The sequence below is a fragment of the Streptomyces sp. NPDC058239 genome, assembly GCF_042882185.1.
Taxonomy (GTDB): Bacteria; Actinomycetota; Actinomycetes; order Streptomycetales; family Streptomycetaceae; genus Streptomyces.
Window position 1 is genome coordinate 1 of record NZ_JBHVWS010000026.1, and the last position, 23005, is coordinate 23005.

General features: G+C 69.9%; 15 protein-coding genes. 14 read left to right on the forward strand and 1 reads right to left on the reverse strand.

Annotated features, from left to right (window positions below; all coding sequences use genetic code 11):
- Window positions 1-141 precede the first annotated feature (141 nt).
- Window positions 142-1152, reverse strand: coding sequence for a hypothetical protein (locus ACFVYE_RS25600; protein WP_383970408.1), 1011 nt, complete (start codon window positions 1150-1152; stop codon window positions 142-144).
- 153 nt (window positions 1153-1305) lie between these two features.
- On the opposite strand from ACFVYE_RS25600, the gene ACFVYE_RS25605 reads away from it, so the two are divergent.
- The 14 genes from ACFVYE_RS25605 (at window position 1306) to ACFVYE_RS25670 (ending at window position 22956) form a co-directional block, all read left to right on the forward strand.
- Window positions 1306-3927 (forward strand): valine--tRNA ligase, encoded by a 2622-nt coding sequence (locus tag ACFVYE_RS25605; protein WP_383970405.1) that lies wholly within the window; start codon window positions 1306-1308, stop codon window positions 3925-3927.
- A 129-nt stretch (window positions 3928-4056) separates the two neighbouring features.
- On the forward strand, window positions 4057-5580 hold the full coding sequence (locus tag ACFVYE_RS25610; RefSeq protein ID WP_389607456.1) for a bifunctional folylpolyglutamate synthase/dihydrofolate synthase: 1524 nt from the start codon (window positions 4057-4059) through the stop codon (window positions 5578-5580).
- A gap of 3 nt (window positions 5581-5583) precedes the next feature.
- Window positions 5584-5943, forward strand: a complete 360-nt coding sequence (locus ACFVYE_RS25615; RefSeq protein WP_093898217.1) for a DUF4233 domain-containing protein — start codon at window positions 5584-5586, stop codon at window positions 5941-5943.
- Window positions 5944-6039: 96 nt separating this feature from the next.
- Window positions 6040-6453 (forward strand): nucleoside-diphosphate kinase, encoded by a 414-nt coding sequence (ndk, locus tag ACFVYE_RS25620; RefSeq protein WP_093898216.1) that lies wholly within the window; start codon window positions 6040-6042, stop codon window positions 6451-6453.
- A 290-nt stretch (window positions 6454-6743) separates the two neighbouring features.
- On the forward strand, window positions 6744-7763 hold the full coding sequence (locus ACFVYE_RS25625; protein WP_037698738.1) for a rod shape-determining protein: 1020 nt from the start codon (window positions 6744-6746) through the stop codon (window positions 7761-7763).
- A gap of 125 nt (window positions 7764-7888) precedes the next feature.
- Window positions 7889-8923: a rod shape-determining protein MreC gene (gene mreC / locus ACFVYE_RS25630; RefSeq protein ID WP_383970398.1), complete on the forward strand. Its 1035-nt coding sequence runs from the start codon at window positions 7889-7891 to the stop codon at window positions 8921-8923.
- An 11-nt stretch (window positions 8924-8934) separates the two neighbouring features.
- The gene (gene mreD, locus ACFVYE_RS25635) at window positions 8935-9594 is read left to right on the forward strand and encodes a rod shape-determining protein MreD (RefSeq protein ID WP_389607457.1); all 660 of its coding nucleotides are present in this window, start codon (window positions 8935-8937) and stop codon (window positions 9592-9594) included.
- Window positions 9595-9655: 61 nt separating this feature from the next.
- Window positions 9656-11830 carry a penicillin-binding protein 2 gene (gene mrdA, locus ACFVYE_RS25640; RefSeq protein ID WP_383970392.1) on the forward strand — a complete coding sequence of 725 codons (2175 nt, stop codon included), beginning with the start codon at window positions 9656-9658 and terminating at the stop codon, window positions 11828-11830.
- Window positions 11830-13020 (forward strand): rod shape-determining protein RodA, encoded by a 1191-nt coding sequence (gene rodA / locus ACFVYE_RS25645; protein ID WP_383970389.1) that lies wholly within the window; start codon window positions 11830-11832, stop codon window positions 13018-13020. The genes mrdA and rodA overlap by 1 nt, the downstream gene beginning before the upstream one ends.
- Before the next feature lie 51 nt (window positions 13021-13071).
- Window positions 13072-14604: a CHAD domain-containing protein gene (locus ACFVYE_RS25650; RefSeq protein ID WP_389607458.1), complete on the forward strand. Its 1533-nt coding sequence runs from the start codon at window positions 13072-13074 to the stop codon at window positions 14602-14604.
- A 50-nt stretch (window positions 14605-14654) separates the two neighbouring features.
- Entirely contained in the window at window positions 14655-16580 is a 1926-nt protein-coding gene (locus ACFVYE_RS25655) for a TIGR03960 family B12-binding radical SAM protein (RefSeq protein WP_383970383.1), read from the forward strand.
- 82 nt (window positions 16581-16662) lie between these two features.
- The gene (locus ACFVYE_RS25660) at window positions 16663-17853 is read left to right on the forward strand and encodes a hypothetical protein (RefSeq protein WP_383970380.1); all 1191 of its coding nucleotides are present in this window, start codon (window positions 16663-16665) and stop codon (window positions 17851-17853) included.
- A 122-nt stretch (window positions 17854-17975) separates the two neighbouring features.
- A complete protein-coding gene (locus ACFVYE_RS25665; RefSeq protein ID WP_383970377.1) occupies window positions 17976-18758 on the forward strand; it encodes a TIGR03936 family radical SAM-associated protein in 783 nt (260 codons plus the stop codon).
- Window positions 18759-18990: 232 nt separating this feature from the next.
- The gene (locus ACFVYE_RS25670; RefSeq protein WP_389607459.1) at window positions 18991-22956 is read left to right on the forward strand and encodes an Rne/Rng family ribonuclease; all 3966 of its coding nucleotides are present in this window, start codon (window positions 18991-18993) and stop codon (window positions 22954-22956) included.
- The last annotated feature ends 49 nt before the right edge of the window (window positions 22957-23005 follow it).

The following is a 23005-nucleotide window of genomic DNA, read 5'->3' on the forward strand; positions in this document are numbered from 1 at the left end:
CGACCCTGGTCCCGCGCGCGCCGCGGCCGAGCGGGAAGGGCGACGACGGGCGGCCCGAGACGGCCGCGTAGCGCTACGTGAACCCACGGGGCGCCCGGCCGGTTGGACCGGCCGGGCGCCCCTTTTGCCGTTCCGTGCTTGCTACTTGGCCTCGACTCGGATCTCGTTGCGGAGATCCGTCGTGATCTTGACCGCGGTGTCCTTGTCCACGTTCTTGGTGACGTCGCCGGGGGACACCATGGCCATGGTGCTGAAGTCCGACCAGGCGCAGAACCAGTCGGTCTTCTCCTTGCCGGTCTTGGCGTCCTTGGCCTTGGCGGCCTGGCACTTCATGATGCCGTTCTCGAAGCCGGAGGGGGACACCTCCTCCGGCTCGCCGAGCAGCTCGGTGTCGTTCTTCGAGTTCTCGGACGCGCTCTTCTTCAGTGTGGCGAAGAATTTGTCGAGCGCCTTGGCCGGGTCCTTGACCTTGCCGTACGCGCCGAGATAAGTGATGCCCTTCGCCGTGGAGATGTCGGGCATGGTGCTCGGGTCGCTGGGGTCGTAGTTGCTGAGGTCCGCGGTCGAGTAGATCCCGGTGACGGTCTTGCCGTTCTCGATGCCGCTGGCCGTCAGTTCCTTCGTGGCCTTGTCGTCCTGCTTCACGCCCGAGTTGTCATCGCCGAAGCGGCTGTACTCGCCCAGCACCTTCGCGGGCGTGGTCAGCTTGTGCGGCCCGTCGTCGCTGAGCGTGTCGCCGCCCCCGCCCGACGTCAGGAAGTACACCCCGCCCGCGATGACCGCCAGTGCCACGACCACGCCGCCGATGATCAGGCCGGTCTTCTTCTTCGGCTGGGCCGGGGGGAACGGGGGCTGGCCGCCGTATGCCTGCTGGCCACCGTAAGGGGGCGTGGGCGGCTGCTGGCCGTACGGACCCGGCTGCTGGGCCTGCGGGTAGCCGTAGCCCGGCTGGGGCTGCTGCTGCGGCGGGACACCCTGGGGGGCCTGCTGGGGGTACCCGTAACCGGGCTGGCCCTGCGGCTGCTGGCCGCCGTACGGGCCCGGCTGCTGGCCGTACGGGCCGGGCTGACCCTGCGGCGGCTGGCCACCGTACGGTCCGGGCTGGCCCTGCGGAGGCTGCCCGCCGTACGGGCCCGGCTGGTTGTAGCTCATCTGCGGTGTCCCCTGTTCGGAAATGCTCATCGGAATGCTTATGCGTTCCGAACATCCTGGCGGAAGGTCTGCCGGCATGGAGCATCGGGAGTCACACCGTTACTGAACAAACCGGTTTCAGCGCACGACTGTGACGGCCCTAAACTGTCCCCCGTGACCGAGAACACTCAGCAGACGCCAGCCAGCAACCCCGAACTGCCGACCCAGTACGCACCGGCCGAGGTAGAGGGGAAGCTGTATGAGCGCTGGGTAGAACGTGGTTACTTCGAAGCGGACGAGCACAGCGAGAAGCCTCCGTACTCCATCGTCATCCCGCCGCCGAACGTCACGGGCAGCCTGCACCTGGGGCACGCCTTCGAGCACACGCTGATCGACGCCCTCGTCCGCCGCAAGCGCATGCAGGGCTTCGAGGCGCTGTACCAGCCCGGAATGGACCACGCCGGCATCGCCACCCAGAACGTCGTCGAGCGTGAGCTCGGCAAGGAAGGCAAGTCCCGCCACGACCTGGGCCGCGAGGCGTTCGTCGAGCGCGTCTGGAAGTGGAAGAACGAGTCCGGTGGCCAGATCTCCGGCCAGATGCGCCGGCTCGGTGAGGGCGTCGCATGGTCCCGTGAGCGCTTCACCATGGACGAGGGCCTGTCCACCGCCGTCCAGACCGTCTTCAAGAAGATGTACGACGACGGGCTGATCTACCGCGCCGAGCGCATCATCAACTGGTGCCCGCGCTGTCTGACCGCGATCTCGGACATCGAGGTCGAGTACCAGGACGACGACGGCGAGCTCGTCTCCATGACGTACGGGGAGGGCGACGACACCATCGTCGTCGCCACGACCCGCGCCGAGACGATGCTCGGTGACACCGCTGTCGCCGTCCACCCCGACGACGAGCGCTACAAGCACCTGGTCGGCAGGCAGATCAAGCTGCCGCTGACCGACCGCACGATCCCCGTCGTCGCCGACCACCACGTCGACCCGGAGTTCGGCACCGGCGCCGTGAAGGTCACGCCCGCCCACGACCCGAACGACTTCGAGATCGGCAAGCGCCACGACCTGCCGTTCCTCACGGTCATGGACGAGCGCGCGGTCATCACCGTCCCCGGACCGTTCGAGGGACTCGACCGCCTGGAAGCCCGGTCCGCCATCGTCGGCGCGCTGCGCGCCGAGGGCCGGATCGTCGCCGAGAAGCGTCCGTACCTCCACTCCGTCGGCCACTGCTCGCGCTGCAAGACCACCATCGAGCCGCGCCTGTCCCTCCAGTGGTGGGTCAAGGTCGCCCCGCTCGCCAAGGCGGCCGGTGACGCCGTCCGTGACGGCAGCGTCAAGATCCACCCGCAGGAGATGGAGAAGCGGTACTTCGACTGGGTCGACAACCTCCACGACTGGACGATCTCGCGCCAGCTCTGGTGGGGCCACCGCATCCCCGTCTGGTACGGCCCGAACGGCGAGGTCGTCTGCGTCGGACCGGACGACGAGGTCCCCACGGGCGAGGGCTGGACGCAGGACAGTGATGTCCTGGACACCTGGTTCTCCTCCGGCCTGTGGCCGTTCTCCACGCTCGGCTGGCCGCAGCAGACCGACAGCCTCGCGAAGTTCTACCCGAACTCCGTCCTCGTCACCGGCTACGACATCCTCTTCTTCTGGGTCGCCCGGATGATGATGTTCGGTCTGTACGTCAACGACGGCACGCCGCCCTTCGAGACCATCGTTCTGCACGGCATGGTCCGTGACGAGTTCGGCAAGAAGATGTCGAAGTCGTTCGGAAACGTCGTCAACCCGCTGGACTGGATGGACAAGTACGGCTCCGACGCGCTGCGCTTCACCTTGGCGCGCGGTGCCAACCCGGGCACCGACGTCCCGATCGGTGAGGAGTGGGTCCAGGGTTCCGCCAAGTTCGCCAACAAGATCTGGAACGCCACCCGCTTCGCCCTGATGAACGGCGCCACGATCGAGGGCGAACTGCCGTCCGCCGACGAGATGTCCGTGACCGACCGCTGGATCCTGTCGCGGCTCAACAAGACCGTCGCCGAAGTCGACGCGTACTACGACGACTTCCAGTTCTCCAAGCTCAGCGAGGCGCTCCGGCACTTCGCCTGGGACGAGGTCTTCGACTGGTACGTCGAGCTGTCCAAGACCACGTTCTTCGCGGGCGGCAAGCAGGCCGAGGTCTCGGGCCGGGTCCTCGGCGAGGTCCTCGACGTGATGCTGCGGCTGCTGCACCCGGTCGTCCCGTTCGTCACGGAGACGCTCTGGACCGCGCTCACCGGCCGCGAGTCCGTCGTCATCGCCGACTGGCCGACCGACTCCGGTTTCCGCGACGACTCGGCCGAGAAGGAGATCGAGCTCGTCCAGCAGGTCGTCACCGAGGTCCGCAGGTTCCGCTCCGACCAGGGCCTGCAGCCCGGCCAGAAGGTCCCGGCCGAGCTCACCCTGACCGGCACGGCGCTCGCCCCGCACGAGGCGGCCATCCGCCAGCTGCTGCGCCTGCAGCCCGCCGGCGACGGCTTCCACGCCACCGCGTCGCTGCCGGTCGCGGGGGCCACCGTCGCCCTCGACCTGTCCGGCACGATCGACGTCGAGGCCGAACGCAAGCGCCTGACGAAGGACCTGGGCGCCGCCGAGAAGGAGAAGGCCCAGGCCAACGGCAAGCTCAACAACGAGGCGTTCCTCGGCAAGGCCCCGGACAACGTGGTCGACAAGATCCGTGGCCGGCTCGCCAAGGCCGAGGCGGACATCGAGCGGATCACCAACCAGCTGGCGAACCTGCCGCAGGGCTGATCACCCGCTGAGGGCGAAGCCCCCGTACTCCCGCTGCCGGGGGTGCGGGGGCTTCGCCGTCGCGCGGTCAGGACTCCCGCGCCACCGGGTGCTGCGCGCGATGTCCGTGTCCATCCGTAGACTGGCCCCGTGAGTGAGCCCCGCCCTTCCGACCGGCACGACGCCTCCGATCCCGACGAGACCTTCGCGGAGATCGTCGACGAAGCGACCCAGCGCGACCCCGACCTGGCGGTGATCGAGGCCGGGAGCCGTACCCTGCGCACCCGCTCGGGACCGCCGCAGGGGCAGGACGTCCCCGTCCGCCCCGCCGACCCCGAGGTGGACAAGGCGCTTCGCGCGGTGGAGCAGGAGCTCGCCGGACGCTGGGGCGAGACCAAGCTGGAGCCTTCCGTCGCGCGCATCGCCGCGCTGATGGATGTGCTCGGCGAGCCCCAGCGCGCGTACCCCTCGATCCACATCACCGGGACCAACGGCAAGACGAGCACGGCCCGCATGATCGAGGCGCTGCTCGGCGCCTTCGACCTGCGCACCGGCCGCTACACCTCGCCGCACGTCCAGTCGATCACCGAGCGGATCAGCCTGGACGGCTCCCCGATGGACCCCGAGCGGTTCATCGAGGCGTACCAGGACATCAAGCCGTACGTGGAGATGGTCGACGCCCAGCAGCCGTACCGGCTCTCCTTCTTCGAGGTGCTGACGGGCATGGCGTACGCGGCCTTCGCCGACGCGCCGGTCGATGTCGCCGTCGTGGAGGTCGGCATGGGCGGCAGCTGGGACGCGACGAACGTCATCGACTCCTCGGTCGCCGTCGTCACTCCCATCTCGCTCGACCACACCGACCGGCTGGGCACCACGCACGCCGAGATCGCCGGTGAGAAGGCCGGGATCATCAAGCAGGGCGCCACGGTCATCCTGGCGCAGCAGCCGGTGGACGCCGCGCAGGCCATGCTGAAGAAGGCCGTAGAGGTCGATGCCACGGTCGCCCGTGAGGGCATGGAGTTCGGTGTCGTCTCCCGCGAGATCGCCGTCGGCGGACAGCTGCTGACGCTGCGCGGTCTCGGCGGCGAGTACACAGAGATCTTCCTCCCGCTGTACGGCGCACATCAGGCGCACAACGCGGCGGTGGCGCTCGCCGCAGTGGAGGCGTTCTTCGGGATCGGCGCCGAGCAGCCCGGCGCACTCGACATCGACACGATCCGCCGGGCCTTCTCCTCGGTGATCTCGCCGGGCCGCCTCGAAGTGGTCCGCAGCAGCCCGACCGTCGTCCTGGACGCGGCCCACAACCCGGCGGGCGCCCGCGCCACCGCCGACGGGCTCTCCGAGGCGTTCGGCTTCTCCCGGCTGATCGGTGTGGTCGGCGCCAGCGGCGACAAGGACGTCAAGGGGCTGCTCGAAGCCTTCGAGCCGATCTTCGCCGAGGTCGTCATCACCCAGAACTCCAGCGGCCGCGCGATGGACGCCGACGAACTGGCCGCCGTCGCGGTCGAGGTCTTCGGCAACGACCGCGTCCAGGTCGAACCGCGCCTGGACGACGCGCTGGAGGCGGCGATCACCCTCGCCGAGGAGGAGGACGAGTATGCGGGCGCCGGCGTCCTGGTGACCGGTTCCGTGATCACGGTCGGCGAGGCCCGACTGCTCCTGGGAAGGCACTGACCCGTGCGTACGCTCTGTGCATCGACGCTGATCGGCGAGTTCTTCGTGATCGGCTTCGCCGGACTCGTCGCGATGAAGTCCGACGACCTGACGAACACCACGGTCTGGACGGTCTGCGGCATCGGCATGCTGCTGTCCGTGCTGCTCTGCGGGATGATCACTCGCCCCGGCGGGATACAGCTCGGCTGGGCGCTGCAGATCGCCCTGGTACTGAGCGGTTTCGTCGTCCCGATGATGTTCATCCTCGGCCTGGTCTTCGGCGGCCTGTGGTGGGCCTCGGTGCACTACGGCCGCAAGATCGACGAGGCGAAGGCCCGTTGGGCGGCCGCGCAGGAGGCGGCCGAGGCCCCGGCCGGTGGCTGATCCGCCACCCCGTGGCCAAACCCGGCCGCAGGCCCGTCGCCGCACCCCTGTAGCCTCGCTTCACCGCACCCGCATGCCTGCAAGGAGCCGCACACCATGACCCAGCGCACCCTCGTCCTCCTCAAGCCCGACGCCGTCCGGCGCGGACTCGTCGGCGAGATCGTCGGGCGGATCGAGCGCAAGGCCGGCTGGCGGATCACAGCGCTGGAGCTGCGCACCCTCGACCGCGCCACGCTGGAGCAGCACTACGCCGAGCACGTCGGCCGCCCGTTCTACGAGCCGCTCGTCGAGTTCATGCAGTCCGGCCCGATCGTGGCGCTGGTCGCCGAGGGCGAGCGGGTCATCGAGGGCATCCGTACGCTGGCCGGCCCCACCGACCCGATCGCAGCCGCGCCCGGCTCCATCCGTGGTGACTTCGGCACGATCACGCGGGAGAACCTCATCCACGCCTCGGACTCCGAGGAGTCCGCAGAGCGAGAACTGAAGCTCTTCTTCCCGGGACTTTCCTGACTTCGGATCAGCCGTTCAGCGCTCATGACCTGGGGCGACCGAATTAATTCGGTCGCCCTTCGGCATAGGGTCCCGGATCGCGGGAACGCATCACTCCGACGTAACGTCACCATGAGTGGAACGGCCACCCGTTCCGCCCACAAAGGCGAAGGACCCTCGCGCGGTGTCCGTGCACGCGGCACTACGATGGAATCTTCCACGCCCGCAGCGCTCACCTCGCCGACCAGAACAAGCCATCATCGCTTTCTTGGAAGGCCCGACGCATCCTCATGGGGAACAAGGGGAACTCAATGTCGTTCATCGGCCGTGACATGGCTATCGACCTCGGGACTGCCAACACGCTGGTGTACGTCAGGGGGCGCGGCATCGTTCTGAACGAGCCGTCCGTCGTGGCCATCAACACCAACACCGGCGGCATCCTGGCGGTCGGCTCCGAGGCCAAGAAGATGATCGGGCGTACACCGGGCAACATCGTTGCCGTACGCCCCCTGAAGGACGGCGTGATCGCCGACTTCGAGATCACCGAGCGGATGCTCCGCTACTTCATCCTGAAGATCCACAAGCGCCGCTACCTGGCCCGCCCGCGGGTCGTCGTCTGCGTGCCCTCCGGCATCACCGGGGTCGAGCGACGCGCCGTCATCGAGGCATCGACGCAGGCCGGCGCGCGCCAGGTGCACATCATCGAGGAGCCCATGGCGGCGGCCATCGGCTCAGGGCTGCCGGTCCACGAGGCCACCGGCAACATGGTGGTCGACATCGGCGGCGGCACCACCGAGGTCGCGGTCATCTCGCTCGGCGGAATCGTCACTGCCCAGTCGATCCGGGTCGCCGGCGACGAGCTGGACAACGCGATCATCCAGCACATCAAGAAGGAGTACTCGCTCCTCCTCGGTGAGCGCACCGCCGAACAGATCAAGATCACGATCGGTTCGGCGTACGACATGGACAAGGACGAGCACACCGAGATCCGCGGCCGCGACCTGGTCTCCGGGCTGCCCAAGACCGTGGTCGTCTCGGCCGCCGAGGTCCGCAAGGCCATCGAGGAGCCGGTCAACGCGATCGTCGACGCGGTGAAGACCACGCTCGACAAGTGCCCGCCGGAGCTTTCCGGCGACGTCATGGACCGCGGCATCGTCCTCACCGGTGGCGGCGCGCTGCTGCGCGGACTGGACGAGCGGCTGCGGCGCGAGACCGGCATGCCGATCCACATCGCCGAGGACCCGCTGGACTCGGTGGCGCTCGGGTCCGGCAAGTGCGTCGAGGAGTTCGAGGCGCTCCAGCAGGTGCTGGACGCCCAGCCCCGCAGGTAGCAGGCACAGCCCGGCCCGCAGTTGAACAACACATCGGTCTGCTGTGCGGAGCACTGCCGCTCCGTACGGCCGATCGTTGATATACAGGCACGAACATTCCGACGAGGAAGGCACGGCCGCCGCACGTGAGGGACACACGAGAGAGCCGGCTGCTCCTGGTGCTGCTGATCGCCATCGCATTCGCATTGATCACGGTGGACATCCGCGGCGGCGAGGAGTCACCGGTGGACGGCGCCCGGCGGGCCGCCGCCACGGCCTTCGGGCCGGTTGAGAACGGCGTCGCGGCAGCCGTCGACCCGGTGGGCAACGCCATAGGGGCGGTACGCGACTCCGGCGCACGGCACAACCGGATCGCCGAGCTGGAGCAGCAGAACGCCGCACTCAAGACGAAGCTCGGCAGCGACGACCAGAACCGCAACCGGGTCCGCGAGCTGGACCGGATGCTGAAGAAGTCGGCCGCCGGACAGTACGGCATCAAGGCCGCCGAGGTCATCGCCATAGGAGCGGCCCAGGGCTTCTCCTGGACGGTCACGATCGACGCCGGCTCCAACGACGGCATCAAGCGCGACATGACCGTCATCAACGGCGACGGACTCGTCGGCCGGATCACCACCGTCGGCCCGGACACCGCCACGGTGCTCCTGGCCAACGACCCCGACTTCACCGTCGGCACCCGTATGGAGAAGACCGACGAACTGGGCTTCGCCACCGGCCAGGGTTCCCAGCCGCTGTCCGTCCAGTTCCTCAACGGCAAGGCCAAGGTGAAGAAGGGCGACCGTCTTGTCACCTTCGGCTCCAGCAGGAACAAGCCGTTCGTGCCCGGCGTCCCGGTCGGCGAGGTCGTCCGCGTCGACCCGTCCGGCGGCGGCCTGACCCGTACCGTCTATGTCCGCCCGTACGTCGGGTTCACCAAGCTCGACATCGTCGGCATCGTCGTCCAGGCCCCGCGCGAGGACCCCCGCGACATGGTGCTCCCGAAGGCGCCCGCCAAGCCCGCCAAGCCCAAGCCCACCCCGACCGTCACCGTCACGATCTCGCCCAACGGCGACATCGTCGACACCAACGGCAATGTCGTCGGGAACGTCAACGAGAGCCCGGACCCGAGCGGCAGTCCGAATACCACACCGAGCGCCGGCAACGCGGTAAACGAGCAGAGGTAGAGCTGATCCCCATGCGCTTGAACCGGACTCTGCTCTCCATCGTCCTGGTCGTGGTCGCCCTCGTCGTCCAGGTCTCCGTACTCGCCCGCCTCCAGCTTCCCGGCGCCGTGCCCGACCTGCTGCTCCTTGTCGTTCTCGCGCTCGCCTTCGTGTACGGGCATGTCAGCGGCGCCCTCATCGGCTTCGGCGCGGGACTCCTCGCCGACCTGGCACCCCCCGCCGACCACGCGGCCGGACGCTACGCACTTGTCCTCTGCGTCATCGGCTACTTCGCCGGACTGGCCAAGCCGGAGAACGGGCAGCTCAAGTCGGCCTTCGTGCCGATGGTCGCGGTAGTCGCCGCGGCGATCGGCTCGACGCTGCTGTACGCGCTCGTCGGCGCGCTCGTCGGGGACACGGCGGCCCGTCATGTGGGCCTCGGCAGCCTGCTGTTCACCGCCGCCGTCTACGACCTGCTCCTCGCGCCGTTCGTCGTTCCCCTGATCATGGCGATCGCCAGACGCACGGTGAACGATCCGCTCGCCGACTCCTCCGGCGGCGACGTCGCCGCGGGCTGGCTGGCCTCCGGCACCGGACTGCGGATCGGCAGCCAGCGCGGCGGACTGCGCGTCAAGGTCGCCCGCAACCGAGCGGCACGCGCCGGACGGATCAAGGGAGTCAAGCGACTGTGAGGCCGCACCACAGCGGGGACACCCCCCGTATCTCCGGCCCGACCACCACCGGGGGCGCCCCGTGAGCAATATCCCCGAGACCGGCCGGACCCAGCGGGTCCAGATCCGTCTCGTCGTCATCCAGGTCCTCGTCTTCTCCCTGCTGCTCACCCTCGGCGGGCGCCTCTGGTACCTCCAGATCCGCAACGGCCAGGAGTACAGCGACGAGGCGAGGAACAACCACGTCCAGCAGGTCGTCCAGCCCGCCGTACGCGGCTCCATCCTCGATGCGCGCGGCGTGCCCCTCGCCGACAACGAGACCCGCCTGGTTGTCTCTGCCAGCCGCACCGAGCTGCTGAAGATGGCGGACGACGGCAAGGGCGTTCTGACCCGGCTCGCCGATGTGCTCGGCATGAAGCCGAAGGACGTCTTCGACAAGATCCGGCTCTGCGACGCGAAGACGCCGCAGCCCTGCTGGAACGGTTCGCCTTATCAGCCGATCCCGGTGACCGACGAGGCCACCACCCAGCAGGCCCTCGAGATCCGCGAGCGCGCCGAGGACTTCCCCGGCATTACCGCCGAACCCACCGCCGTACGCCGCTACGCCGCACCCGGCAAGGCCAACACTGCGCAGGTCCTCGGCTACCTCTCGCCCGTCACCGACGAAGAGATCACCAAGGCCCAGGACACCGACTCGCCGTACCTCCGCTCCGACCAGGTCGGCCGCTCCGGCCTGGAGCGCACCTACGACAAGGAGCTGCGCGGCAAGGCCGGCGTCACCCGCTACGAGGTGGACAACCTCGGCCGGGTCATCGGCCAGGCGAAGGACGACGAGGCCGAGCCCGGATCGAGCGTCGTCACTTCCATCGACGCCCGGGTCCAGGCCGTCGCGGAGTACGAGCTGAACGACGCGATGAAGGTCGCCCGCACCCAGTTCGACAAGAACACCGGCGAGAACTACAAGGCCGACTCCGGCGCTGTCGTCGTCATGGAGGCCAAGACCGGCCGGGTCGTCGCGATGGCCTCCCTGCCCGACTACGACCCCAACGCCTGGGTCGGCGGCATCTCGGGCAAGGACTACGCCCGGATGACCAGCAAGAAGTCCAACTACCCGCTGCTCAACCGCGGCATCCAGGGTCAGGCCGCACCGGGCTCGATCTTCAAGGTCGTCTCGACCGCGGCCTCCGTCCAGGCGGGCTACCCGTTCGACGGCCACTACAACTGCGGCAGCTCGTACACCGCCGAGGGTCACACCTACCAGAACTTCGAATCGCAGAGCCACGGCCCGATCTCCCTGGGCCAGGCACTTGAGGTCTCCTGCGACACCGTCTTCTACGCCCTCGGCTACCAGCAGTGGCAGAAGGACGGCGGGATGAAGCCGAAGAAGAACGCCAAGGACTGGTTCTTCAAGACCGCCCACCAGTTCGGCCTCGGTAAGGAGACCGGCATCGACCTCCCCAACGAGGTCACCGGCCGCGTCCCCGACCGCCAGTGGAAGAAGGACTTCTGGAAGGCCAACAAGGACACCTGGTGCGAACAGGCCAAGAAGTGGCCCAAGAAGAAGGACTTCAACACCGTGCTCGCCCACGAGAACTGCCTCGAGGGCATGAAGCTGCACGCCTATGACTCGATCAACTACTCCATCGGCCAGGGCGACACCCTCGTCACCCCGATCCAGATGGCGACCATCTACGCCGCGATCAGCAACGGCGGCACGCTCTACGACCCGACCGTCGGCAAGGCGATCGTCAGCCCCGACGGCAAGCACGTCAGCATGATCGGGCCCCGTGCGCACGGCAAGCTGCCGGCCAGCGCCAAGACCCTGAAGCAGATGGAGGGGGCGCTGGCGGGCGTCGCCACCCGCGGTACCGCCGCCTGGCGATTCGGCGGCTGGCCGCAGGACAAGATCCCGATGCACGCCAAGACGGGTACGGCCGAGGTCTACGGCAAGCAGACGACCTCGTGGTTCGCCACGTACACCAAGGACTATTCGATCGTCATGACGATCTCCCAGGGTGGTACGGGCTCCGGCGCCTCCGGGCCCGCAGTGCGCAACATCTACGACGCGCTCTACGGACTCGACGACTCCGGCAAGCAGGACCTCAAGAAGGCGCTGTTGCCCACCCCGCAGAAGTCCCTGCCGAAGATCCAGCACGACGGCTCGATCGACTCCCCGGAGATCAAGCCGTACGACCCGAACTCGCAGAAGACCCCGGAGGAGCAGACCCTCGCGGCAGTGCTCGGGAGGCGCGACTGATGGCCGGCTTCTCCGTCTCGCGGTACGCCCCCGAGCGCTCCGCCTGGGGCAAACTCATCGCCCGCGACTCCCTCGTACGCAAACTCGACTGGCCGCTGCTCGGGTCCGCGATCGCGCTCTCCTTCATCGGCTCGCTGCTGGTCTACTCGGCGACCCGGGGCCGTGACTCGCTCACGCATGGCGACCCGTACTACTTCCTCCTCCGGCACGCCCTCAACACCGGAATCGGCTTCGCCCTGATGGTCGGCACGATCTGGCTCGGCCACCGCACCCTGCGCGGAGCCGTCCCGATCCTCTACGGCCTCTCGGTGCTCCTCGTACTGGCGGTCCTCACCCCGCTCGGCGCCACCGTCAACGGCGCGCACGCCTGGATCATCATCGGCGGCGGCTTCTCGCTCCAGCCGTCCGAGTTCACCAAGATCACCATCATCCTGATCATGGCGATGCTGCTCGCCGAGCGCGTCGACGCGGGCGACCAGCTCCACCCCGACCACCGGACCGTCGCCAAGGCCCTCGGCCTCGCGGCCGTTCCGATGGCCGTGGTCATGGGGATGCCGGACCTCGGTTCCGTGATGGTCATGGCCGTCATCGTGCTCGGTGTGCTCCTCGGCTCCGGCGCTTCGAACCGCTGGGTCTTCGGCCTCCTCGGCGCGGGCACGGTCGGCGCCGTCGCCATCTGGCAGCTCGGCCTGCTCGACGAATACCAGATCGCCCGCTTCGCCGCCTTCGCCAACCCGGCGCTCGACCCGGCGGGCGTCGGCTACAACACCAACCAGGCGCGCATCGCGATCGGCTCCGGCGGCCTCACCGGAACCGGCCTCTTCCAGGGCACCCAGACCACCGGCCAGTTCGTTCCCGAGCAGCAGACCGACTTCGTCTTCACCGTCGCGGGCGAGGAGCTCGGCTTCCTCGGCGCCGGGCTGATCCTCGTCCTGCTCGGCGTCGTCCTGTGGCGCGCCTGCCGGATCGCCCGCGAGACGACCGAGCTGTACGGCACGATCGTCGCCGCCGGAATCATCGCCTGGTTCGCCTTCCAGGCGTTCGAGAACATCGGGATGACGCTCGGCATCATGCCGGTCGCAGGGCTTCCGCTGCCGTTCGTCTCGTACGGAGGGTCCTCGATGTTCGCGGTCTGGGTGGCCGTCGGACTGCTCCAGTCGATCAGGGTGCAGCGACCGATAAGTGCCTGAGCCGGTACGGGAGCACTGCCCATCCGCGTGCAACACGTCTAGATTCGGGTCATGGCGGACTCGAAGCGTGAGATCGAGCGGAAGTACGAAGCCACCGCGGAAACCCGGCTCCCCGACCTGAGCCGGGTGGCCGGGGTCTCGGCCGTCGTTCACCGGGGCGTCAGCGAACTGGACGCCGTCTACTACGACACCGAGGACCTCCGGCTCGTGGCCGGCTCCCTCACCCTGCGCCGTCGCACCGGCGGGAGCGACGCCGGCTGGCACCTCAAATTCCCGGTCGCCTCCGGTATCCGGGACGAGCTCCAGGAACCGCTCTCCGACACCCTGCCGCGCTCCCTCGCCGGTCTGCTCCGCTCCCGGGTCCGGATGAGCGAACTGGTCCCCGTCGTACGGCTGCGCACCGTCCGTGACGTCCACCACCTGCTCGATTCCGAGGGCGCGCTGCTCGCCGAGGTCAGCATCGACACGGTGCGGGCCGAACGGCTGACGGGCGGCAGCGGCACGGCCGCCTGGACCGAGATCGAGGTCGAACTCGCCGACGACGGCGACCCCGCCTTCCTCGACGCCGTCGAACGCCGACTGCGCAAGGCCGGTGTCCATCCGTCCGCATCGCCGTCCAAACTGGCCAGGGCGCTCGCCGAGACCGCGCCGGAGCGGAAGCGGAAGCGGGACAAGGGCGCGCGCGGGAAGGCCGGGCAACCCACCGCGGGCGACCACGTCCTCGCGTACATCCGCCACCAGACCGAGGCGATCGTCGCCCTCGACCCCGCCGTACGACGCGACCTCCCCGACTCCGTGCACCAGATGCGGGTCGCCACCCGCAGACTGCGCAGCGCGCTGCGGACGTACCGGAAGATTCTCGACCGGAGCGTCACCGACCCGGTCGGCGACGAGCTGAAGTGGCTGGCCGCCGAGCTGGGTATCGACCGCGACCAGGAGGTTCTCGACGCCCGTCTGCGCTCCGGCCTCGCCGGCCTGCCCCGCACCCTGATCCTCGGCCCCGTGCGCAGCCGGCTGCGGATCTGGTCGGTGGCCCGCCGGGGCGGCTCACGTCACCGGACCGTCGCCGTACTCGACGGTAAGCGGTACCTGGCACTACTGGAGAGCCTCGACGCACTGCTCGCCGGCCCGCCGCTGCTGCCCGCCGCGTCCCACACCCCCGAGCAGGCGCTGCCCCGCGCCGTATTGAAGGAGTACGAGCGCCTCGCGACCCGCGTCGGTCACGCCCTGGAGCTCCGGCCAGGCCACGACCGGGACCTCGCCATGCACGACGCCCGCAAGGCCGCCAAGCGCGCCCGTTACGCGGCGGAGGCGGCCCGGCCCGCGCTCGGGAAGCCGGCCGAGCGGATCGCCAAACGGATGAAGGCCGTGCAGACCCTCCTCGGCGACCACCAGGACAGTGTGGTGGCCCGCGACGCCCTGCGCACCCTGGCCGTCCAGGCGCACGCGGCGGGGGAGCCGGCATTCACCTGGGGACTGCTGTACGGACGGGAGGAGGCGGCCGCCGCCGGCCGGGAGCGGGAACTGCCGCAGGTGTGGGAGCGGGCGTCGCGGCCGCGCGTGCGGGCGGCGCTGGAAGGCTGAGCATCGGGTTACGCTTGATGGTCACCCTTGCCGGCTCTCGAAAGTTCGCGATGTCTGTCGATTCGGTCTTCCCACAGCTCGAAGCTCTGCTCCCGCATGTGCAGAAGCCCATCCAGTACGTCGGCGGTGAGCTGAACTCCACCGTCAAGCCGTGGGACGAGTGCGAGGTCCGCTGGGCGCTGATGTACCCGGACGCATACGAGGTCGGACTCCCCAACCAGGGCGTCATGATCCTCTACGAGGTGCTCAACGAGCGCCAGGGTGTCCTCGCCGAGCGCACCTACAGCGTGTGGCCGGACCTCGAAGAGCTGATGCGCGAGCACAAGGTCCCGCAGTTCACCGTGGACAGCCACCGCCCGGTCAAGGCGTTCGACGTCTTCGGGCTGAGCTTCTCCACCGAGCTCGGCTACACCAACATGCTCACCGCCCTGGATCTCGCGGGCATCCCGCTGGACGCCAAGGACCGCACCGTCGACGACCCGATCGTGCTGGCCGGCGGCCACGCCGCGTTCAACCCCGAGCCGATCGCGGAGTTCATCGACTGCGCGGTCATCGGCGACGGCGAGCAGGCCGTCCTGGAGATCACCGAGATCATCCGTGCCTGGAAGGCCGAGGGCCGCCCCGGCGGTCGCGAAGAGGTGCTGTTCCGTCTCGCGAAGACCGGTGGCGTCTACGTCCCGGGCTTCTACGACGTCGAGTACCTCCCGGACGGGCGCATCGGCCGTGTCGTGCCCAACAAGTCGGGCGTGCCGTGGCGGGTGTCCAAGCACACCGTGATGGACCTCGACGAGTGGCCGTACCCGAAGCAGCCCCTCGTTCCCCTCGCCGAGACCGTCCACGAGCGGATGTCCGTCGAGATCTTCCGCGGCTGCACCCGCGGCTGCCGTTTCTGCCAGGCCGGCATGATCACGCGCCCCGTGCGGGAGCGAAGCATCACCGGCATCGGCGAAATGGTCGAGAAGGGCCTCAAGGCGACCGGCTTCGAAGAGGTCGGCCTGCTCTCGCTCTCCTCCGCGGACCACACCGAGATCGGCGAGATCGCCAAGGGACTCGCCGACCGGTACACCGAGGACAAGATCGGCCTCTCGCTGCCCTCCACCCGCGTCGACGCGTTCAACGTGGATCTGGCCAACGAGCTGACCCGTAACGGCCGTCGCTCCGGACTCACCTTCGCCCCCGAGGGCGGCTCCGAGCGCATGCGCAAGGTCATCAACAAGATGGTCTCGGAAGAGGACCTCATCCGTACCGTCGCCACCGCGTACGGCAACGGCTGGCGCCAGGTGAAGCTGTACTTCATGTGCGGTCTGCCCACCGAGACCGACGAGGACGTCCTCCAGATCGGTGACATGGCGGTCAATGTGATCGCCAAGGGCCGCGAGGTCTCCGGCCAGAACGACATCCGCTGCACCGTCTCCATCGGTGGCTTCGTGCCCAAGCCGCACACGCCGTTCCAGTGGGCCCCACAGCTCAGCGCCGAGGAGACCGACGCCCGGCTGACCAAGCTCCGCGACAAGATCCGCGGCGACAAGAAGTACGGCCGCTCCATCGGCTTCCGCTACCACGACGGCAAGCCCGGCATCGTCGAGGGCCTGCTCTCGCGCGGTGACCGCCGTATCGGCTCCGTCATCCGCGCGGTCTACGAGTCCGGCGGCCGCTTCGACGGCTGGCGCGAGCACTTCAGCTACGACCGCTGGATGACCGCCGCCGAGAAGACGCTGCCCGACCACGGCGTGGACGTCGACTGGTACACCACCCGTGAGCGGACCTACGAGGAGGTCCTGCCCTGGGACCACCTGGACTCCGGTCTCGACAAGGACTGGCTCTGGGAGGACTGGCAGGACTCGCTCGACGAGACCGAGGTCGAGGACTGCCGCTGGACCCCGTGCTTCGACTGCGGCGTCTGCCCGCAGATGGACACCAGTATCCAGATCGGCCCGACCGGCAAGAAGCTTCTGCCGCTGTCGGTCGTGAAGTAGGCCGAACCCCTTCCGGGTGACGGCTCGGTGACGAAGGCCCGGTCCGGGAAACCCCGGCTCGGGCCTTCGCGTCATGTACGGCATGGACTACGGCAAGCACCAGGCCCCCGCGCACTACGAAGCCGGCGAGGGCTGTCTGACCACCCTGATCAGGATTCCGGTACGGATCGTGGTGCTGGTGATCGTCCTGCCCGTACGCATGATCTGGGACGCACTGGTGGCGGGAGCCCGCGCCGCCGACCGCATCCTGCTGCGCCCCCTGGGCCGGGCCCTGTCCTGGCTGCTCGCGACGCTGGTGGTGACCCCTGCGGTGTGGCTGTACGAAGCGGTGCTCACCCCGCTGGGACATGCGCTGCTGTGGCTGGCCGCGGCGGTCTTCGTCTGGCCGTGGGTCGCGCTCTGGCGGTATGTGCTGGTGCCGGCGGTGCGGTACGGGCTCGTGATGCCGGTGGTGTGGCTGTACGAGGCGGTGCTCACCCCGATCGGGCACGGGCTGCGCTGGGTGCACCGGGAGCTGCTCGCCCCTGCCGGGCGGGGGATCGCATCCGCGGTCGGCTGGGTACTCACCGCCCTGTTCGTCTGGCCGGTGGTCGGCCTGTGGCGGTACGTCCTGGTGCCCCTCGCGCTCGCCGCCGCCTGGCTGGCGGAGCATCTGATCGTACGGCCGCTGGCCTGGGCGTACCGGGAGCTGCTCACCCCGCTCGGCCATGGCATCACCTGGCTGCTCGAACTGCTGGCGCGCGGGATCGCGGCCGTCGGGAGCGGTCTGTGGGCAGCGGTGGTGTGGCTGGTTCTGACACTGCTCGTGGCACCGCTCGGCCTGCTGTACCGGCGGGTCCTCGCCCCGGTCGGCCGGGAGATCGCCGCCGCCTTCGGCGTCGCCTGGCGCATCGCGGGGTACATCTCGCGGGCCGTCGGCCGGGCCATCGCCTGGCTGGCGTGGCACCTGATCGGGGCACCGGTGACCTGGGTCTGTCGCACGGTGTGCACACCGGTGGGGCATTTCGTGCGGGATGCCGTCTGGGCCCCCGCCAAGCGGGCCGCCGTCGAGGCGGGACGCACGGCCCGGGCGGCGCTGCGCACGGCGCGCGAGACCGTGGCCCAGGCACGCCGTGACGCATGGCGCGCACTTGTCGGCGGGCCGAGGGTGCCCGAGCCCCGGGAACTGGGGAGCCCCCTTGCGCGTACTCTGGGTAGTGCAACGACTGTGCCCAGCGCGGCGCCCGAACCAGAGATCTCCTCGCTCGGAGAGAAAAACGCCGAGCGGGGGTGAGCCGGACCGGACACCCCGGGCCACCCGCATTTCGAGGGCGGCGTGCCACCGCATCCGCCCCGCACCGAGGAGAAGAACCACTGGGCAAGCGACAGCCCGAAGGCCCGCCGCCCGCACCGGCAGTGCAGCGCATCCGACTGCGCTACACGAAGCGCGGCCGCCTCCGGTTCACCAGCCACCGTGACTTCCAGCGTGCCTTCGAGCGGGCACTGCGCCGCTCCGAGGTGCCCATGGCCTACTCGGCGGGCTTCACCCCGCACCCGAAGGTGTCGTACGCCAATGCCGCCCCCACCGGCACGGGCAGTGAGGCCGAGTTCCTGGAGATCGCCCTCACCGAGGCCCGGGATCCGGCCGTCCTGCGCGAGCTGCTCAACGCCTCGCTCCCGGACGGTCTCGACATCACCGACGCCGTGGAGGCCCGCACCTCGGGTCTCGCCGACCGGCTGACCGCCTCCATCTGGGAGCTGCGTCTCGACGGTGTCTCCACCGAGGAGGCCGTCGAGGCCGTGGCCGCTTTCAACGGGGCCGAGACCGTCGAGGTCCAGCGCCGGGCGAAGAACGGCATGCGGACCTTCGACGCCCGCGCCGCCGTGGTCGACCTGCAGGCCCTTGATCCACAGCCTGATAGGCCCGAGGACAAGCCCTGTGCGATACTGCGGCTGGTTGTTCGGCACGTGACACCTGCCGTGCGACCTGACGACGTCCTGTCCGGTCTCCGCGTTGTGGCCGACCTGGCGCCGCCGGTCCCCGCAGCGGTGACCAGGCTGGCGCAGGGGCTCTTCGACGAGGAGTCCGGCACGGTGACCGACCCGCTCGCGCCCGACCGCGAGGCAGCCCCGGCCGCTCCACCCATGGCCACCGGGACCGCCGTCGCGACGGCGCCGGAAGGTGCAGGTTCCGCGTAAGGCGGTCGTTGCAGCGCAGTCCTCAGACTCGGGAGCCACCTGGGTCGGGCCGCGCGATGACCCATAAGACTTTCGCCAGGCCGTACGCACATCGCTTACGGAACCGGCGAGCCAGACATTGAGTTCCCGTGCGGCGCCCGCGCCCCGGACGGCGGTCTCGCGTACATCACGCGGGCCGCGCCGGACCGGAATCAGACGCGGCGCCCGGGAACCTGACGGGAGAACCGCCCGCATGCCCCAGTCCAACGAACCCGGCACGACCGGGAACGTCGAAGAGAACAACGCACCCGGAGACAAGCTGCCCCCGCGCCGCAGGCGCCGTGCCGCGTCCCGCCCGGCCGGCCCGCCGGTGGCGGACGCACAGGATGCCGCCGCTCCGGCCATACCGGCCGATGACGCCGCAGTGTCCGACACCACCACCGACGCCGAGAGCGCTCCGGCGACAGAAGCCGCGCCGCCCGCGCGTACCCGTCGTCGTGCCGTGCGCAAGGCGACCGCTCCGGCGGGTGCGCCGCAGGCCGCCGAGGCCGTCGAGGTCGTGGAGCCCGCCGCGAGCGCCGAGCCCGAGCCCGTGGCCGAGGCCGAGGCCGTGCAGGCGCCGCCTGCACGTACCCGCCGTCGTGCCGTCCGCAAGGCGACTGCCCCGGCGGGTGCACCGCAGACCGCAGAGGTCGCCGAGACCGCTGCCGAGCCCGTGGCCGAGCCCGAGCCCGAGGTCGTGGAGGCGCCGCCTGCGCCGAAGCGTCGTCGCGCGGTGCGCAAGGCGACTGCCCCGGCAGGTGCGCCGCAGGCCGCCGAGGCCGTCGAGATCGTCGAGGAAGCAACGCCCGTGGCGAGTGCCGAGCCCGAGACCGCCGCAGAGCCCGAGGCTGCCGCGCCGCGCGGCCGCACCCGGCGCAGGGCCTCGGCTCCGGCCGGTGCGCCGCAGCCCACCGAGGCCCCGGCAGAGGCCGCCGCACCCGCGGAAGCAGTGGCGGAAGAAGCCGTCACCGAGGCCGTCGAGGCCCCGCGCGGACGCCGTCGTGCCGTGCGCAAGGCGACCGCTCCGGCGGGTGCGCCGAAGGCCACCGAGGCCCCGGCCGAGGCCGGCGAGAGCCTGCCCGAGGCCGCCGTCGAGGAGCCGGTCGCCGAGCCCGCCGAGGTCGCCGAGCCCGCCGAGGCCGAGGACGCCGCACCGCGCGGCCGTCAGCGCCGCCGGGCCACCGCCGCCGCGGGCCGGCCCGAGTTCACCGGCAAGGTCGAGGAGCCCGTACGCAAGAGCCGTCGCGCGACGCGCCCCGCCGTGGCCGTGTTCCAGGCGCCGGTCTTCGCCGAGCCGATGTTCCAGACCCCGGAGACCGCGGCCGCCGCCGCTGCCGCTTCGCGTCACGAAGAGGTCGAGGAAGAGACCGAGACGGTCGAGGAGCCGACCGCCACCACCGAGGCCCCGGCCGCCGAGGCCGCGCCGCAGGCCGGTTCGCGCCGCCGTCGCCGCCGTCGCGGTGAGGCCGCCGAGCCCGAACCGGCCGCCGCTGTTGAGGTGGAGGAGCACGCCGAGGAGGAGCCCGAGCCGGAGGGCGAGGTCGAGGTCGAGGCCGAGCACGAGGGCGAGGAGACGGACGAGTACGGGGACCGGCCTTCGCGCCGTCGCCGTCGCGGAGGGCGTCGCCGCCGTCGTGGCGAGACCTTCGAAGGTGACGAGGCCGCGGAGCACCTCGGCGAAGAGGCCGCCGCCGAGCACGCAGAGGAGGACCAGGAGCGCGCTCAGGAGTCCGAAGAGGCTGAGGAGGACGAGGACCACGAGGCGTCCTCCGCCGGATCCAGCAGCAGCCGTCGTCGCCGTCGTCGTCGCCGTCGCAGCGGTGACGTCCCGTCCGACGCCGACAACGGCACGGACGACCCGGAGCGTACGGTCGTCAAGGTCCGCGAGCCCCGCAAGAAGGAAGAGCGGGAGCCCGGCACCGGCTTCGACGAGGTCCAGTCCATCAAGGGCTCGACCCGTATGGAGGCGAAGAAGCAGCGTCGCCGCGAGGGCCGTGAGCAGGGTCGCCGTCGCGTCCCGATCATCACCGAGGCCGAGTTCCTGGCGCGCCGCGAGGCTGTCGAGCGTGTGATGGTCGTCCGCCAGAACGGCGAGCGCACCCAGATCGGCGTCCTCGAGGACAACGTGCTCGTCGAGCACTACGTCAACAAGGAGCAGGCCACCAGCTACGTCGGCAATGTCTACCTGGGCAAGGTGCAGAACGTACTGCCGTCCATGGAGGCCGCCTTCGTCGACATCGGCAAGGGCCGCAACGCCGTGCTGTACGCCGGTGAGGTGAACTTCGAGGCGCTCGGCATGGCCCACGGGCCGCGCCGTATCGAGACCGCGCTCAAGTCCGGTCAGTCCGTCCTCGTCCAGGTGACCAAGGACCCGATCGGCCACAAGGGTGCCCGCCTGACCAGCCAGGTCTCGCTGCCCGGCCGCTACCTGGTCTATGTGCCCGAGGGCTCGATGACCGGCATCAGCCGCAAGCTGCCCGACACCGAGCGGGCCCGGCTGAAGACCATCCTCAAGAAGATCGTTCCCGAGGACGCGGGCGTCATCGTCCGTACCGCGGCGGAGGGAGCGAGCGAGGACGAGCTGCGCCGCGATGTCGAACGGCTGCAGCAGCAGTGGGAGGACATCCAGAAGAAGTCGAAGAGCAGCGGCAGTTCCAACGCGCCGACGCTGCTCTACGGCGAGCCGGACATGACCGTCCGGGTCGTCCGCGACATCTTCAACGAGGACTTCTCCAAGGTCATCGTCAGCGGCGACGACGCGTGGGAGACCATCCACGGTTACGTCTCGCAGGTGGCGCCGGACCTGACGGACCGCCTGTCGCGGTGGACCTCCGAGGTCGACATCTTCGCGACGTACCGGATCGACGAGCAGCTCATGAAGGCGCTGGACCGGAAGGTCTATCTGCCGAGCGGCGGCTCGCTGGTGATCGACAAGACCGAGGCGATGGTCGTCGTCGACGTCAACACCGGCAAGTTCACCGGTCAGGGCGGCAACCTCGAAGAGACCGTCACCAAGAACAACCTGGAGGCGGCCGAGGAGATCGTGCGCCAGCTGCGGCTGCGCGACCTCGGTGGCATCGTCGTCGTCGACTTCATCGACATGGTGCTGGAGTCCAACCGGGATCTGGTGCTGCGGCGCCTGCTGGAGTGCCTGGGACGCGACCGTACGAAGCACCAGGTCGCCGAGGTCACCTCGTTGGGCCTGGTCCAGATGACCCGTAAGCGGGTGGGCCAGGGCCTGCTGGAGTCCTTCTCCGAGACCTGTGTCCACTGCAACGGGCGCGGCGTGATCGTGCACATGGAACAGCCGACCTCGGTCGGTGGCGGCGGTAACGGCAAGCGTTCCAAGAAGCGCGGCCGGGGCGGCGTGGACCACGAGCACGCGGCGGAGATCGAGGTCGAGACCGAGATCGAGACCGAGGCCGAGGTGGCTGCGGAGGTGGCCGCCCCGGTGGCGCTGCCCGAGCCGGAGTTCGTCCCGGACGAGGAGCTGTACAGCAGCCCGGCCGAGGCCGAGGCAGCCGCCTCGCGAGGCCGTGGCCGACGCCGCGCGACCCGTAAGGCAACGGCCCCGGCCGGCGCCCCGAAGGCCGCAGCAGTACCCGCTCCGGTGGTCGAGCCGGAGCCGGTCGTGGTCGTGGAGCCCGAGCCGGTCGCCGAGACCCCGGTGGTCGCCGAGGCCCCTCAGGGCCGTACGCGCCGTCGGGCGACCCGGAAGGCGACCGCTCCGGCGGGCTCTCCGGCCCCGGCCGAGCAGGTCGAGGAACTGGTATCGGTGACGGCCCCGGTCGTCGAGGCCCCGCAGCCCGAGGCCGCACCCGAAGAGGTGGCCCCCGAGGCCGCCCCGCCGCGTGCCCGTCGCCGGGTGACCCGTAAGGTCACCGCCCCCGCGGGCTCGCCCGTTGGTGCGGACGCGGCAGAGGTCGTCGTGGTGACCGGTTCCATCGAGCCGAAGCCCGACGCCGAGACCGCCGAAGCCGCGGAAGCGGAGGCCCCGGCGAAGAAGACGGCGCGCAAGACCGCGAAGAAGGCCACCGCCAAGAAGGCAGCCACCAAGAAGACGGCTGCCAAGAAGACCGCCGCGAAGAAGACGACGGCCAAGAAGGCGGCGGCGAAGAAGACGGTTGCCGCGGAGCAGTCGGCGCAGCCTTCCGTCTCGGCCGACACCGAGAGCTGACCAGCGGTCGGACGGCAATGCAAAGGAGGTGCGGGCTCCCTTCAGGGGG

What these genes read in the sequence shown, in the direction of transcription:
- ACFVYE_RS25600 (WP_383970408.1), bottom strand. Translation starts at nt 1,152, where the DNA reads ATGAGCTACAACCAGCCGGGCCCGTACGGCGGGCAGCCTCCGCAGGGC.
- ndk (WP_093898216.1), top strand. Translation starts at nt 6,040, where the DNA reads ATGACCCAGCGCACCCTCGTCCTCCTCAAGCCCGACGCCGTCCGGCGC.
- ACFVYE_RS25625 (WP_037698738.1), top strand. Translation starts at nt 6,744, where the DNA reads ATGTCGTTCATCGGCCGTGACATGGCTATCGACCTCGGGACTGCCAAC.
- mreD (WP_389607457.1), top strand. Translation starts at nt 8,935, where the DNA reads ATGCGCTTGAACCGGACTCTGCTCTCCATCGTCCTGGTCGTGGTCGCC.
- rodA (WP_383970389.1), top strand. Translation starts at nt 11,830, where the DNA reads ATGGCCGGCTTCTCCGTCTCGCGGTACGCCCCCGAGCGCTCCGCCTGG.
- ACFVYE_RS25650 (WP_389607458.1), top strand. Translation starts at nt 13,072, where the DNA reads ATGGCGGACTCGAAGCGTGAGATCGAGCGGAAGTACGAAGCCACCGCG.
- ACFVYE_RS25655 (WP_383970383.1), top strand. Translation starts at nt 14,655, where the DNA reads ATGTCTGTCGATTCGGTCTTCCCACAGCTCGAAGCTCTGCTCCCGCAT.
- ACFVYE_RS25660 (WP_383970380.1), top strand. Translation starts at nt 16,663, where the DNA reads ATGGACTACGGCAAGCACCAGGCCCCCGCGCACTACGAAGCCGGCGAG.
- ACFVYE_RS25670 (WP_389607459.1), top strand. Translation starts at nt 18,991, where the DNA reads ATGCCCCAGTCCAACGAACCCGGCACGACCGGGAACGTCGAAGAGAAC.